Genomic DNA, 14,302 nt, shown 5'->3' with positions numbered 1-14,302 from the left:
GGACGGGGTACGGGTGTCAGCCCTTGACGGCGCCCTCGCCGACCCCGCGGAAGAAGTACCGCTGGAGGCAGGCGAAGAGGGCGATGAGCGGGGCCACGGCGATGACGGTGCCGGCGGCGACCAGGCGTTCGTCGTTGGCGAAGGTGCCGTGCAGATAGTTGAGGCCGATGGTCAGGGTGAACTTGTCGGGGTCGCTGAGCACGATCAGCGGCCACAGGAAGTCGTCCCAGGCGCCCATGAAGGCGAAGATGGCGACGACGGCGAGGGTGCCCTTCACCGACGGCAGCGCGATGCGCCAGAACCGCTGCCACACGGTGGCGCCGTCGACGTAGGCGGCCTCCTCGATCTCGTAGGGCAGGTTGCGGAAGGCGTTGCGCATCAGCAGCACGTTCATCGCGCCGATCGAGCCGGGCAGCACGACCCCGATCAGCGTGTTGTTGAGGCCGAGTTCCCGCATGGTCGTGAACTGGGCGATGATGATGCCCTCCACGGGCACGAGCATCGCCAGCACGAAGACCAGCGTGGCCACGCCCCGGCCGCGGTAGCGCAGCCGGGCCAGGGCGTACCCGGCGAGTGCGGAGCCCACGCAGTTGGTGACGACGCTCGCGCTCGCGACCTTCAGCGAGTTCAGGGCGTAGTCCCAGACCGGGATGGTGTGCGCGACCCGCTCGTAGTTGTGCAGGGTGGGATGGCTGGGCAGGAACGTCGGCGGCGAGCTGAAGATGTCCTCGGTGGGGCCCTTGAGGGATGTGGACAGCTGCCAGAGGAAGGGGCCGACGGTGAGGGCGAGGACGGCGAGCAGCAGCGCATAGCGCAGGACCAACTCCCATACCCGGATGCGGCGGCCGTGTTCGTCGGTGACGCGGAGTTCGCGGACCACGGGCTCCTGCCGGGGCCGCACCTTCTCCAGGACGCTCATGTCTCCTCCCTCCGGTCGGCGCGCAGGACGAGCAGCATCAGTACGACGGTGACGACGAACACGACGACGGAGAGGGCGGAGGCGTAGCCGACGCGGCCGGTCAGGCCGGTGCCGGTGCGCTGGACGAGCATGACGAGGGTGGTGTCCTCGCCGGCCGGGCCGCCGCTCGGGCCGGCCATCAGGTACACCTCGGAGAAGACCTTGAACGCGGCGACCGAGGAGAGCGCGGCGACCAGCACCATGGTGGAGCGCACGGCGGGCACGGTGACCGTGAGGAAGCGGCGGACCGGACCTGCGCCGTCCACGGCGGCGGCCTCGTGCAGCTCGCGCGGTACGTTCGCCAGCGCGGCCAGATAGATGATCATGTAGTAGCCGAGGCCTTTCCACACCGTCACGGCCATGGCGCTCAGCAGGAGCAGCCACTGGTCGCTGAGGAAGCCGACCCGCCCGATCCCCACCGCCTCCAGCAGGGAGTTGACCAGGCCGCGTTCGTCCAGCAGCCACACCCAGATCAGCCCGACGACCACGATGGAGGCGACGACCGGGGTGTAGAAGGCGGACCGGAAGAAGGTGATGCCGGGGATGTTCTTCTGCACCAGCAGCGCGAGCAGCAGCGGCAGGATCACCAGGGCCGGTACGACCCCGACGATGTACAGCGTGCTGTTGCGCAGGCCGGTCCAGAACATGTCGTCGTGGAGCAGCTCGCGGAAGTTGGCGAGTCCGACGAAGCGGCCCGGGATCAGGGTGCGGCGGTCGGTGAAGGAGTTCACCACGGTCGACACGAACGGGTACAGCACGAAGGCGCCGATGACGATCAGCCCCGGGGCGGCGAACAGCCAGGGGCTGGTGGGAAGTTGGCGCCGCACGCGCGACACGCCGGCCATTCGCGTCAGCCCTGCTGCTTCAGGAGCTGGTCGCAGGCCTTGACAGCGTTGTCAAGAGCCGTCTTGGGGCTCTCCTTGCCCTGCAGGGCCTTGGCGACCTCGTTGCGCAGCGCGGTCTTCATCTGCTCGCTGAACAGCACCGGCGTGTAGTTGACCGCGTTCTTCAGGGACTGGGCGGCGGCGATGCGCACGCGCGTCTCGTCGGTGCCGTCCTCCTTGGTGAAGTACGGGTCGTCGAGGGAGCCGGCGGTGCTGGGAAAGATGGCGACCTTCTTGGCGAAGGACATCTGGTTCCGCGCGTCGGTGACGAAGTGCGCGAAGGCGACCGCGGCCGGGGTGTGCTTGGTGCGGGAGTTGACCATCACGCCCATCACGTACATGTTGACGTGCCCGGTGCTGGTGATCTGGTCGGTGATCCCGATGTTCTTGTACAGGTTCGGCGCCTGCTTCTTGAAGTTGCCGAGGTCGAGTGCGCTGCCGGGGTTCATGGCGACGGCCTCGGTGAGGAACTTCTTGCCGGAGGACTCCGGGGTGGCGGTCAGGGCCTGCGGGTCGAGGGCCTTGGCGTCGTACAACTCCTTGTATTTGGAGAGGAGTTCGACCCCCTTGGCGTCGTTGAAGCCGAACCCGGTGCCCTCCTTGTTCATCAGCTGGACGCCGTACCGGCCGAAGTCCTCGATGGTGGGCACGTTGGCGAGCGTGGCGACCTTTCCGTCGCTCTTCTTCGCCAGCCGCAGTGCGTCGGCGAAGAGTTCGTCGTACGTCTTCGGCGGTGTGCTGGGGTCGAGTCCGGCCTTCTCGAACAGGGACTTGTTGTAGAAGAGCGGGCCGGTGTTCAGGTACCACGGGAAGGCGTACGTGCCGCTCAGGCCCGGCACCTGATGGCTGGCCCAAGCCCCGTCCAGGTACTCGGACTTGTACTTGCCCGCAGCCTTGTCGAGGTCGAGGGCGAGGCCCGCCTCGGCGAGCGGGGCGACCAGGTCCGGGGAGACGTTGACGACGTCGGGCAGGGTGCCGCCGGCCGCGTCGGCGCTGATCTTGTCGGCGTAGCCCTCGGCGGGCTGGTCGATCCACTTCACCCGGGTGCCGGGGTACTTCTTCTCGAAGTCCGCGATCAGGCCCTCGAAGTACGGCTTGAAGTTGGCGCGCAGGTTCCAGGTCTGGAAGGTGATGTCGCCCTCGACCTTGCCCGAGGCGTCGGTCGAGCCGCCGTCGTCACCGCCCGAGCCGCACGCGCTCAGCGGCAGGACGAGGGCGACGGCAGCGGCGGCGAAGGTTCTGCGGGAGATACGCACGGCGGCTGGGCTCCTTTGCAGGGGGATACAGAGGGATGCGGCGAGATGCGGCGGGACGCAGTGGGATGTGGCCGAAGGTGCCGGGCCAGACTGTGCCCAGCGTTTGTGTGAGGAGTCAATGGATTCGACCCAGCTAAAGTCATTAGTGACTCAAAACCCCTGCTCACAGCGGTGCGTTGAACCTATTGCCGCCGATCACTAATGCGCTTTAGGGTAAGTGCACTCAAGCGCATTAGCAGTTGGCCGGTACCGAACCGTACGGAAGGGGGAGCCCGCGTTGCCGGAGAAGCGATCACCCGCGCGCCGACCGACGATGAAGGACATCGCGCGCCGCGCCGGAGTCTCCGAGAGCGCGGTCTCCTTCGCCCTGAACGGCCGTCCCGGCGTCTCCGAGGCCACCCGCGCCCGGGTCCGCCGGGTCGCCGAGCAGCTCGGCTGGCGCCCCAGCACGGCGGCCCGTGCCCTCTCCGGCGAAGGAGTGGCCACGGTCGGCTTCGTCCTGGCCCGCCCCGCGGACACGCTGGGCGTCGACTCCTTCTTCCTCCAACTCGTCTCCGGCATCCAGGAGGTGCTCGCCGAGCGTCACCTGGGCCTGCTCTTCCAGGTGGCCGAGGACGTGGCCGACGAGTGCGCGGTCTACCGGCGCTGGTGGGCGGAGCACCGGGTGGACGGCGTCCTGGTGGTCGACCCGCGTGCCGAGGACCCGCGCCCCGACCTGCTGGACGAACTCGGCCTGCCCGCCGTGGTGATCGGCGGCGCACCCGACGTGCGTCACCCCGGCCTGTCCACGGTGTGGGCGGACGACGCCGGCGCGATGGCGTCCGTGGTGGACGAACTGGCCGCCCTCGGCCATCGCCGGATCGTGCACATCGCGGGCCTGCCCGGCCTGGCGCACACCCAGCGTCGTATCGCCACGCTGCGGGCGGAGGCGCGGCGCCGCGGCCTCACGGAGGTCCGCTCGGTGACCACCGACTACTCCGACACGGAGGGCGCCGCCGTGACCCGCCGGGTGCTCGGCGGCTCCCCTGCCCCGACCGCGCTGATCTACGACAACGACGTGATGGCCGTGGCCGGCCTCGCGACGGCGGCCGACCTCGGCTTCCGGGTCCCGCAGGACGTGTCGGTCGTGTCCTGGGAGGACTCGGCGCTGTGCCGCATGGTCACGCCCCGGCTGTCCGCCCTGTCCCGCGACAGCGCCGAGTTCGGCCGCACGGCGGCACGCGAGCTGATGGCATTGCTGGACGGGGAGCCGGCACGGGCGGTGGGGGTGCCGGTGCCGCGGCTCACGGGGCGGGGCAGTACGGGGAGTGCGCGGCCGGCATGAGAGGCAGTGCTTCACTGTTCAACCGCCCGGTTTCCTGCGGTATCTAACTATTCGACACTTGCGGAACGTCCCGTTCGGAAAGATGCTGGAGTTATCCAGGTCGGGCATTTCCTCAGGAACCGCAACACCGTGGTGGCGATCGGAATGCCGCCGCCGACCTCCTTCTTCGCCCGACCGCCGGCCGACGGCTCGGTGCCTGTTCGCCCTCGCGGTGACAGACACGCATCCGAAGGGGAGCCGTCATGAGCGCGCTGTCCGAGAGCGGGACGACCACGCCCCGCTACTGCGCCCAACCACCGCAGACCCAGCCCGCGTTGCCCCCGGACCTCAGTCCGGGCCGGTCGAGGGCGATCCTGCTGGTCCGCGCCAAGTGGGTCAACGGCACGGTCCTGCACTACGCCTTCCTCGACCAGGGCGGCGACATCGGAGGCCCGGAGCAGCTGGAGGAGGTCCGGCACGCCTTCCGGGCCTGGAAGGACCTGGGGATCGGGCTGGACTTCAAGGAAGTGACCGATCCCACCGAGTCCGAGATCCGCATCGCCTTCCGGGAGCGCGACGGCTCCGCGTCGTACGTCGGCCGGGACAATCTGCTCATCGGCACGAACGAAGCGACCATGACCTTCGGCTGGGACCTGACCACCCGGTACGGCAAGGCCACCGCGCTGCACGAGACCGGGCACGCGATCGGCTTCGCCCACGAGCACCAGAACCCGTTCGCGGGCATCCAGTGGAACGAGGCGAAGGTCTACGAGGACCTCGGCGGACCGCCCAACAACTGGCCCCACGAGGTCACGTTCGAAAACATCCTGCGCAAGCTGTCGAAGGACGAGGTCACAGGCTCCGACTGGGATGTCAGCTCCATCATGGAGTACAGCTTCGGACCCGGACTGATCGTGCGCCCGGAGGCCTACCGCAACGGCATCCCCGAGACCCTGGGCCTGTCCGCGACGGACAAGGAGCGGGTCCTGCAGTGGTACCCGCCGCTCGCCGCCAAGCCGGCCCGGCTCGAAGCGTTCCAGTCGACCCCGCTGCAGCTCGCCACCGGGGACCAGGCCGACTTCGAGATCGTTCCGCCGGAGACCCGGAGCTACCAGGTCGGCACGTTCGGCGACAGCGATGTCGTCCTGGCCCTGTTCGAGCGCGTCGACGGCGAACTTCAGTTCGTCACCGCCGACGACGACAGCGGCCAGGACCGCAACGGACGCCTCACGGTCAAACTCGCCAAGGACCACAGCTATGTGGCCCGGGCCCGCCTGTACTCCACCTGGGGCAGCGGCTCGATCGCGCTCATGTACTGGTGAGCGGCAGCGCCGGCGTTCCGGTGACCGACATGACGAGGGAGTAGAGCGCGGTGTCGGCGGCGATGAACAGGCGGTTCCGCCTGGCGCCGCCGAAGCGGATGTTGGCGACGACGTCGGGGACGAGCAGGCGGCCGAGCAGTGTGCCGTCCGGGTCGTAGCAGTGCACGCCGCCGTCCATGGCGGCGGCCCAGAGCCGCCCCGCGTCGTCGAAGCGGATGTTGTCGAAGTTGCCGGTCCGGCACGCGGCGAAGACCTCGCCCCCGGTGAGGGTGCCGTCGTCCTGGACGTCGAAGACGCGGATGTGGTTGGCCCTGCTGTCCGAGACGTACAGCCGGCGCTCGTCCGGCGAGAAGACGAGGCCGTTGGGGCCGCGGAAGCCGTCGGCGACCAGCCGTACCTCGCCGGTGCCCGGGTCCACGCGGTACACGTTGCAGGCGCCGATCTCGCTCTCCGCGCGGTGCCCCTCGTAGTCGCTGGTGATCCCGAAGTCGGGATCGGAGAACCAGACCGAGCCGTCGGACCGCACGGCGGCGTCGTTCGGGCTGTTGAGCCTCTTGCCCTGGAAGTGCTCGGCGATCACGGTGATCGAGCCGTCGTGCTCGGTGCGGGTGACCCGCCGGTTGCCCTGCTCGCAGGTGACGAGGCGGCCCTCGTTGTCCAGGGTGTTGCCGTTGGGGTGGCCGGCGGGTGAGCGGAAGACGCCGACCGTCCCGGTGGTCTCGTCCCAGCGCAGCAGGCGGTCGTTGGGGATGTCGCTCCACACCAGGTACCGCCCGGCCGGGACGTAGACGGGACCCTCGGCCCAGCGGCAGCCCTCGAAGAGGGTCTCCAGTTTCGAGTCGCCCGCGGTGCACCCGCCCGTACGGAACCGGTCATCGAGGATCTCGTACAACTGCGGTCGCTCGCCGGGCATGCCGTCACCCTCACCGTCGATCCGAATGTTGATCTACCAGACCCATACTATGCAGAATGAGATTCGGTAGATCAAGCAATTCATCGAAGGAGATACGGTGGACGACATCGATCGGCAGTTGCTCGTCCTCCTCCAGCAGGACGCGTCGCGGCCCTACGCGGCGCTCGGGGAGGCCGTCGGGCTGTCCGCGGGGGCGACCCATGAACGCGTGCGCAAGCTGCGTGAGCGGGGCGTCATCCGCCGGACGACCGTCGAGGTCGATCCCGCGGCGGTCGGACAGGGCGTGCTGGCCTTCGTCATGGTGGAGTCGACGCGGTGGGTGGGTGACTCCGGCGACCGGTTCTCCGCCATTCCGGAGATCCAGGAGGCGCACGTCATCGCGGGCAGCGCCTCGGCCCTGGTCAAGGTCAGGACCTCGACGACACAGCAGCTCCAGGACGTCCTGCGCCGTATATACGCGATCGACGGAGTCAGCGGCACTCAGGCCACCGTGGTGCTGGAGACCTTCTTCGAGCGCCCTGTCACCCTGTGACCTGCCACTCCACCTTGAACACCCATACGTACCGGCCCGCCTTCCGCGCCGCCTCCGGTACGTCGACGACCAGGGAGCCGCCCGTGACGGTCCAGGTCAGGGGGCGGTCGTGACCGAGCATGGTCACCTTGTCCCCGGCCCGTACGGGCACCGGCGCCGGCACGGTCAGCTTCGCGCCGGGCCGCACCAGGGAGTGGATGTAGAACGCCTGGTCCGGCCGGACCGTGAAGCGCAGGTCGTCCCCGAGCTGGGCCATCCGTGACCAGTACGTGGTGTCGTACACCGCCTCCCCGTTCACCCTCAGCCAGTCGCCCGTCTCGCGCAGCCGGGTCTGCATGATCTCCGGGATCGTGCCGTCGGCGCGCGGGCCGATGTCGAGCAGGAAGTTGCCGTTCTTCGAGACGATGTCGACGAGGCTGTGCACGACCTCCTCGGCGGTCATGTAGGCGGTGTCGGGCGTCGCCCGGTTGTAGCCGTAGCTGAAGGGGTCGAGGCCCCGGCTGGACTCCCACTTGGCGACGACCGTGTTGTCGTACGTCGTGTACTCGGGGGTCGTGAAGTCGTGGAAGTCGATGCCCGAACGGTTGTTGACGGTGACGTCGATCGGGCGGGCGCGGCTCTTGGCGTGGTTGAAGTACTCGGCGAGGACGTGGAGGCTGTCGTTCGCGCCGCCGATGTCGCACCAGATGATCTCGGGGTCGTAGCCGTGGATCAGTTCGAGCAGCTGCGGTGCCTGGTAGTCGTGGACGTAGTCCTTGCCGGCCGTGTAGCCGGTGTACGGAACCGGTTGGCCGGTGTAGGGATTGCGCGGGGCGTGGCCCATCCACGGGCTGTCCGGGTTGAACCACTCGGGCATGGAGAAGTACAGGCCTCGGTGGAGTTCGGGAGCGTAGCGTCGCGAGGCCTCGAAGAGGTCCTTGACCAGGTCCCGCTTCGGGCCCATCCGCACCGCGTTGCGGTCGCTGACCTCGGTGTCCCACAGGGCGAAGCCCTCGTGGTGCTTGGAGGTCAGGACGTGGTACTGGGCGCCCGCGTCCCGGAACAGCTCCACCCAGGCCCGCGGGTCGAACCGCTCGGCGGTGAAGCGGGGGATGAAGTCGTCGTAGGCGAAGTCCTCGCCGTAGGTGTCCCGGTGGTAGGCGTACACCGCGTTGGCCGGGTCCTGCATGTGGTTCCAGTACCACTCCGCGTACTGCTTGCCGACCGGCGACCAGGCGGGCACCGAGTAGACGCCCCAGTGGATGAAGATGCCGAACTTGGCCTCCTGGAACCAGTACGGCGCCTGGTGGGCGGAGAGGGAGGTGCCGGTGGGTGCGTAGTCGGCGGTGCCGAGGGTCAGTGCCGTGCTGCCCGCGGCCGCCCGGGCGCCTCGGCCGGTGACCGTCACCGTGCCGTCCCGGCGGGTGCCCGGCGGTGTGCCCGGGCGGTTGCGGATGCCGATGCGGACGCGGGCCTGCTCACCTGGGTCGAGGCGGCGGATGCGGGCGGGCTGGACCGTGCGGGCGCCCGGGACGTCGACCGTCACCGACACACCGTCCGGGGCCAGGACGGCGACGGTGCCCGCGTTGACGACGGTGGCCTCCACGCTCTGCGCGCCGGACGGTTCGAGCAGGGAGGGCGTGGAGTGCGGGCCGCGCAGGGTCAGCGCCCGTCCGGTGGCCACCGGTTGCAGGGTGAGGGCGAAGACGTGCAGGGAGGTCTTGTTCGCCTCGGCCGGGTTGGTGACGGGGAGGGTGACGGCGACCGCCTCCCGGCGCGGGTCGAGCCACACCTCCGCGACTCCGATGCCCACGCTGTGCTCGTCCCTGCCGCCGTCGGGCCGGTGACGGTACGGCGCGGACAGCGGGCCGCCCGCCGCGTACCAGTCGGAGCCGCCGAGGCCGGCGGTGCTGGTCGTGCCGTCGGCGTAGTGGACGGTGGCCCTGCCGGAGGCGTTGCCGTAGCTGGCGGCGGTGAGGAAGAAGGCCGACAGATAGTGGCCCTCGGGGAGGTCGAGGCGCTGACCGAGGGCGACGACGTTGTTGCGGGCGCCGGTGGTCGCGGCCGGGAAGAGGAAGGGCACGCCGTCGACCTCGACACGGCCGGCGGGCAGTTCCTCCCCGGGGAAGGTGTAGCCGGAGCCGTCGAAGTCGCCTCCGCGCGCGGAGGCGGTGTCGATGCCGTCGTTGTCGTAGAGGGCGTCCAGTGGGACGGGCACGGGGTCGGGGACGGCGGCCCACGGCCCCTGGCGCGCGGCGGCCCGTGCGGGTGTGGCGGCCCGTGCGGGTGTGGCCGTGGTGAGCGGAAGGGCGGCCGCGGCGGTCGCGCCGGCCGCCGCGCCCAGGATTCGACGTCTGGGATACGTGCTCATGAGCGGCTCCCATACACTTCGATTCATCGGATGTCTGATGATTGTGCTGGGGCTGCGGGCATGTCAACGGGCTTGCGGATGCTGCGACTTGACCCATTGATCGGATGACCATTCCGATGGCGGACATCGACCCCTCGACGTGCCGCGCCCGACCGTGCACAGTTCTCCGTACGCACCCTGATTGATACCGACGAGTAGCCGAGGAGCGCCCGTGAGCAGCTGGGCCGGCCGGACCGCCGCCGAGATCGCCGCCGCCGTACGCGCGAAGGAGGTCACGCCACGGGAGGTGGTGGCGGAGCACCTCGCGCGGATCGAGCGGCTCGACGGCCGGGTCGGGGCGTTCCGTACCGTGCGGGCCGAGGCGGCGCTCGCGGAGGCGGACGCGGTGGCCGCCCGTGCCGATCTGGCCGAACTGCCGCTCGCCGGTGTGCCGGTGGCGGTGAAGGACAACCTCGCGGTGCGCGGCGAGTCCCACCGCGACGGCTCGGCCGCAACCCCGGACACCCCGGCCACCGAGGACCATGTGACGGTGGCCCGGTTGCGGGCGGCCGGTGCGGTGGTCGTGGGTCTGACGAACGTGCCCGAGCTGTGCGTCTTCGGCACGACGGAGGGCGTGTACGGCACCGCCCGCAATCCGTGGGACACCTCCCGCAACGCGGGCGGCTCGTCCGGCGGCAGCGCGGCCGCGGTGGCGGCGGGTCTGGTGCCGCTCGCGCTCGGCAACGACGGGATGGGCTCGCTGCGCATCCCGGCGGCCAACTGCGGCCTGGTCACGCTGAAGCCGGGGCACGGGGTGGTGCCGGCGGGGATCGGCAACGGCGACTGGTTCGGGATGTCGGAGAACGGTCCGCTGGCCACGACGGTCGAGGATCTGCGGCTGATGCTGTCGGTCCTGGCGGACACCGAGTTCGTACGACCTGAGGAGCGGACGCAGCTCAGAATCGCCGTCGGCCTGCGCAGCCCGGTCGCCGGCGTGAGCGTGAGCAGGCCGTATACGACCGCGGTCCGGCAGGCGGCCGGGGTGCTGGCCAAGGCCGGGCACCGGGTCCGGCGGGCCGAGCCGCCCTACCCGCTCTCCCTGAGCGTCACCTCGCTCCAGCACTGGACGGCGGGTACGGCGGTGGACGCGGAGGGCCTCGACCCGGCGCGGCTGGCCCGGCGGACCCGGGTGCACGCGGCCGTGGGCCGGCGCTTCCTCCGCTCGGTCCGCACCGGCGACCAGCGCGAACGCCTCCGCGCCCGGCTGACCCCCTTCTTCACCGAGCACGACGTCCTGCTCACCCTGGCCCTCGCCCGCCGCTCCCCCAAGGCCGCCCCCTGGCACGAGCGGGGCTGGCTGCGCAACATCGTGGTCAACTCCGCCTATTCACCCTTCACCCCGCCCTGGAACCTGACGGGCTGGCCCGCGATGTCGATCCCCTTCGGCACGCTCCCCTCCGGCGCCCCCTGCGCCGTCCAACTGGTGGGCCGCCCGGGCATGGAGGCGAACCTGCTGGCCCTGGCGGAGCAGCTGGAGACCCTGCACCCGTGGCGGCGGACGGCACCCCTGGCGGATCAGCGGTAGCGGACCTCACGGCCGTCGCGCAGGTCCCGGAGGGTGACACCACCCGGACCGGGCGGCTCGTCGCAGTACGGGCCGTGCAGGTCGAGGCCGGTGAGGTCGGCGGTGATCGCCGTTCCGGGGGCGAAGTACGCGGGGTCGAGGGCGAAGGCGACCCTTGTCCCCGCCCCGGCGGGCGGGTCGAAGCTCCGGGGTTCCGCCGTCGGGCGGATGCCCGCGAGTTCCTGCCGGACGCCGTGGCCGTCCCGCCACACCTCGACGACGGTCCGCGTGCCGAGCGCGGCCGCGGCGGCACTGGTCCAGCGCTCGGGACCGAGCAGCGCTCCGTAGTGTCCGAGGCGCGGTCGGCCCGTGCCGTCGTCCAGGGCGTCGGGCATGTCGTCGGTGACCGTGAAGGCGAGGTCGCCGTGGATCTCCGCGAAGACCCGCAGGGTGTGGTCCCGGGCGAGTCGGGTCGCCGGATGGAGGGCGTGCGCCAGGACCCGGCTCAGCACCCGGGTGGCCAGGTCGGGGTGGTCGCGAGGGAGGTCGAAGTACATCACCGGGGTCCGCCGTACGTGCTCGTCGAACTCGATGACCTCGATGTCGGCGGCGCTGTACTCCTCGCCTGTCACGATCGTCCGCCCCCTGGCCGGTCGAGCGCCTTGTACATGATGTGCAGCCCCACCCTGCCGTGGCGGGGATGGTCGTACGCCCGCGGGATCGTGGCGAGGACGGTGAAGCCGAGGGACTGCCACAGGATGACCGCGGGGTTCGTCTCCACCACGGCGTTGAAGACCATCGCGTGGTAGCCGTGGGTCCGCGCCTCGGTCAGGATGTGCTCGGCGAGGGCTCGGCCGATGCCCTGGCCGGTGTGATCGGGGTCGACCATGAAGCCCGCGTTGGCGACGCCCGCGGCGGGGCCGGCGTAGTTCGGGGTGAGGTAGGCCGAGCCGACCACGGTGCCGGTGGGGTCCTCGGCCACGTAGACGCGCTTGGCCGGGCTCATCCACAGGGCGCGGGCCGCTTCCTCGGAGGTGTCGGGGTCCCAGGCGTAGGTCTCCGCGGCGGCGACGATCCGGTGCCAGAAAGGCCAGATCCGCTGCCAGTCCTCGGCCGCGGCTTCTCTGATCAGCATGGGCGTGAGTCTGGCAGGTCACGCCCATGTCTGCGGCGATCGCGGCGGTCCGGCCCCGGAGGGTCAGTCGACGCTGGGCAGGATGTGGGGTTCGGCGAGGTCGTCCTCGTAACCCGCGAGGCGGATCGGGGCGGAGCGGGCCCACACGTCGAGGCTGCCCAGTTCTCCGGGCCGCCGGCGGCCGCGCTCCGTGCGTTCCTTGGGGCGTTCGTCGCGATTCGTCTTCTCCGGTGTCACCGCGCACTCCTTATGTGTCGGGTCACCCTCGGGGCCTGCCGGACAGCCTGCGCTCCGGCACTCGTCGCCCGCTCGGGTCTGGATACAAGGCCAGTCGGACGCGGTGGCGCCGGTTCGGACGTGGGGTGTGGGTGGGACCCCGTACTGCTGTCCATGCCCTCCAGATTAACCAAATGAGCGGAGGTCCGCTCGATAGGGAGTGCAAACAAGGTGTAACTATCGGACGTCATTCGCCCTCTCAATGCCCCCCAATATGGGTCTATTTGTCATAAAGTGCATCACCCGGCCGTCGGAGCGATTCACCCACTCGGCGGACATGCGGCGCAGTTCAGGTGCCGTTGGCCGGGCCGCAAGCTCGCCATGATCTGGTGGCGGAGGGCAACGGCCGTCTCCCGGAAGGACTGACGCATGGAGCTGCGCAGTGTCGAGGAGCTGATGGATCTGCTGAATGCCGGCCGGCACCAGCACGCGCTGCGAACCGCCGCGCTGCTGCGCCGCAGCCGCCCCGCCGACAAGGAGCTCCAGGTGGCGGGGCTGGTCCACGGCATCGGGCCGGTGCTGAGCCCGGGCGACGAGGCCGGGCGGGCCCGCAGCGCGGCCGCCGCGGTACGCCCGCTGCTCGGCGAGCGGGTGTTCCGGCTGGTGCGCGGGGCCTCCCACCCCACCGGTCCCGCCGACGACGATCTGCTGCGGCTGCGCCAGGCCGCCGAGGAGGGCCGCACCGCGGGCTTCGACGCCGGGGTGCTGGAGGACTGGCGCACCGTACTGGAGCTGATCGCGGCCCGGCACTCCCGACTCGGCGCGTAAGCGCTGCGCCGCGGGGGCCACAACGGGCCGTCGGTTGTCCGCTGCGTCGTCGTGGCTGGTCGCGCCCACGCGGCGGAGCCGCACATCGACACAGCCCCGCGCCCCTTCGGTGCGCACCCCTGGTTTCTGACGGGCCGTCATGAGACGGTACGGAGATGACCACGTCGTCCGGGCTCACGGGCAGGGCGGCAGTCGTCACCGGTGGGACACGTGGGATCGGACGTGCCGTCGCCGGGGCGCTCGCCGAAGCCGGGGCGCTCGTGTGTGTGACCGCGCGGGACGCGGGCGAGGTCCGGCGCACGGCCGCCGAGCTGGGCGGGATCGGGCTGGCCGGGAGCGTGGCCGACCAGGGGCATCCCGAGGAGCTGACGGATCTGGTGCTGCGCGAGTTCGGGCGGCTGGACGTCCTCGTCAACAACGCGGCGACCAACCGGCCGTACGGGCCGCTGATGGAGGCCGGCGCCCAGGCCTGGCGGGAGGCGTTCGCGGTCAACGTCGAGGCACCGCTGCGGCTGGTGCAGTGCGCCTGGCGGGGCTGGATGCGGGAACACGGCGGAGCCGTCGTCAACGTGTGCACGGAGGGTGCCGCGCATGTGGGGCCCCGCGTGGGCGCGTACGGCACCACGAAGGCGGCCCTCCTGCATCTCACCCAGCAGCTCGCGGGGGAACTCGCGCCCCGGGTGCGGGTCAACTCCGTCTCCCCCGGGCTCGTCCGCACGGAGATGGCACGGTTCGTGTGGGAGCCGGGCGAGGCGGAGGTGGCCGCGGGACTGCCGCTCGGGCGGATCGGGGAGCCGGAGGACGTCGCACGCGCCGTGGTGTGGCTGGTCTCGGACGCGGCCGAGTGGATCACGGGGGCGGATCTGCTGGTGGACGGCGGGACGCGGGTGCGGGCCGCTTCCGGGGCCGGGGCGTACGCCGTGCACGAACGTCTGCGTGGGGTGCCCGAGGTCTAGGCGGCGGCGCGAGCCGGCCCCCGAAGGGCCGCAGTCCCGCTGGGGTCTGCAAGAGGATTTCAACCACGAAGAACGCGTCGCCTGCGCACCGGGCACCCCGGCACGA

Annotated in this window: 14 protein-coding genes; 6 read left to right on the top strand and 8 right to left on the bottom strand. The window is 70.7% G+C overall.

The window, feature by feature from the left end:
* Positions 1-16: 16 nt before the first annotated feature.
* From BEK98_RS39610 to BEK98_RS39600, 3 genes are read right to left on the bottom strand one after another with little or no spacing between them, the layout of a single operon-like run.
* Complete coding sequence (locus tag BEK98_RS39610) at positions 17-919, bottom strand: carbohydrate ABC transporter permease (RefSeq protein WP_094221624.1); 903 nt, start codon at positions 917-919, stop codon at positions 17-19.
* Positions 916-1,803, bottom strand: coding sequence for a carbohydrate ABC transporter permease (locus BEK98_RS39605; RefSeq protein ID WP_094221623.1), 888 nt, complete (start codon positions 1,801-1,803; stop codon positions 916-918). The genes BEK98_RS39610 and BEK98_RS39605 overlap by 4 nt, the downstream gene beginning before the upstream one ends.
* 5 nt (positions 1,804-1,808) lie before the next feature.
* Entirely contained in the window at positions 1,809-3,098 is a 1,290-nt protein-coding gene (locus BEK98_RS39600) for an ABC transporter substrate-binding protein (RefSeq protein WP_094221622.1), read from the bottom strand.
* 277 nt (positions 3,099-3,375) lie between these two features.
* Here BEK98_RS39600 and BEK98_RS39595 point away from each other — a divergent pair, with 277 nt between their 5' ends.
* Positions 3,376-4,422, top strand: coding sequence for a LacI family DNA-binding transcriptional regulator (locus BEK98_RS39595; RefSeq protein ID WP_094221621.1), 1,047 nt, complete (start codon positions 3,376-3,378; stop codon positions 4,420-4,422).
* A 242-nt stretch (positions 4,423-4,664) separates the two neighbouring features.
* Positions 4,665-5,723, top strand: a complete 1,059-nt coding sequence (locus tag BEK98_RS39590; RefSeq protein WP_094221620.1) for a M12 family metallopeptidase — start codon at positions 4,665-4,667, stop codon at positions 5,721-5,723.
* Here BEK98_RS39590 and BEK98_RS39585 read toward each other — a convergent pair.
* On the bottom strand, positions 5,710-6,636 hold the full coding sequence (locus tag BEK98_RS39585) for an SMP-30/gluconolactonase/LRE family protein (protein WP_094221619.1): 927 nt from the start codon (positions 6,634-6,636) through the stop codon (positions 5,710-5,712). The genes BEK98_RS39590 and BEK98_RS39585 overlap by 14 nt on opposite strands.
* Before the next feature lie 97 nt (positions 6,637-6,733).
* Between BEK98_RS39585 and BEK98_RS39580 the strand changes: the two genes are divergently transcribed.
* Positions 6,734-7,168 carry an Lrp/AsnC family transcriptional regulator gene (locus BEK98_RS39580; RefSeq protein ID WP_094221618.1) on the top strand — a complete coding sequence of 145 codons (435 nt, stop codon included), beginning with the start codon at positions 6,734-6,736 and terminating at the stop codon, positions 7,166-7,168.
* Here the strand turns inward: BEK98_RS39580 and BEK98_RS39575 are convergent.
* Positions 7,158-9,518, bottom strand: a complete 2,361-nt coding sequence (locus BEK98_RS39575; RefSeq protein WP_094221617.1) for an alpha-L-fucosidase — start codon at positions 9,516-9,518, stop codon at positions 7,158-7,160. The genes BEK98_RS39580 and BEK98_RS39575 overlap by 11 nt on opposite strands.
* A gap of 211 nt (positions 9,519-9,729) precedes the next feature.
* Here BEK98_RS39575 and BEK98_RS39570 point away from each other — a divergent pair, with 211 nt between their 5' ends.
* Positions 9,730-11,082 (top strand): amidase, encoded by a 1,353-nt coding sequence (locus BEK98_RS39570; protein ID WP_094221616.1) that lies wholly within the window; start codon positions 9,730-9,732, stop codon positions 11,080-11,082.
* Here the strand turns inward: BEK98_RS39570 and BEK98_RS39565 are convergent.
* From BEK98_RS39565 to BEK98_RS48245, 3 genes are all read right to left on the bottom strand, one after another.
* Positions 11,073-11,693 carry a DNA topoisomerase IV subunit B family protein gene (locus tag BEK98_RS39565; RefSeq protein WP_244202186.1) on the bottom strand — a complete coding sequence of 207 codons (621 nt, stop codon included), beginning with the start codon at positions 11,691-11,693 and terminating at the stop codon, positions 11,073-11,075. The two genes, BEK98_RS39570 and BEK98_RS39565, sit on opposite strands and share 10 nt — an antisense overlap.
* Positions 11,690-12,196, bottom strand: a complete 507-nt coding sequence (locus BEK98_RS39560) for a GNAT family N-acetyltransferase (RefSeq protein WP_094221615.1) — start codon at positions 12,194-12,196, stop codon at positions 11,690-11,692. Before BEK98_RS39560 ends, BEK98_RS39565 begins: the two co-directional genes overlap by 4 nt.
* 63 nt (positions 12,197-12,259) lie before the next feature.
* Positions 12,260-12,433: a hypothetical protein gene (locus BEK98_RS48245; protein WP_107407368.1), complete on the bottom strand. Its 174-nt coding sequence runs from the start codon at positions 12,431-12,433 to the stop codon at positions 12,260-12,262.
* Positions 12,434-12,841: 408 nt separating this feature from the next.
* Between BEK98_RS48245 and BEK98_RS39555 the strand changes: the two genes are divergently transcribed.
* Both BEK98_RS39555 and BEK98_RS39550 read left to right on the top strand, forming a co-directional pair.
* Positions 12,842-13,240 (top strand): hypothetical protein, encoded by a 399-nt coding sequence (locus tag BEK98_RS39555; RefSeq protein ID WP_094221614.1) that lies wholly within the window; start codon positions 12,842-12,844, stop codon positions 13,238-13,240.
* A 155-nt stretch (positions 13,241-13,395) separates the two neighbouring features.
* Positions 13,396-14,196 carry an SDR family oxidoreductase gene (locus BEK98_RS39550; RefSeq protein ID WP_094221613.1) on the top strand — a complete coding sequence of 267 codons (801 nt, stop codon included), beginning with the start codon at positions 13,396-13,398 and terminating at the stop codon, positions 14,194-14,196.
* Positions 14,197-14,302 lie beyond the last annotated feature (106 nt).

Source organism: Streptomyces diastatochromogenes (assembly GCF_002242805.1).
GTDB classification, from domain to species: Bacteria; Actinomycetota; Actinomycetes; order Streptomycetales; family Streptomycetaceae; genus Streptomyces; species Streptomyces diastatochromogenes.
The sequence above is the reverse complement of the archived record's forward strand: the minus strand, read 5'-3'. Positions and strand labels throughout refer to the sequence as shown.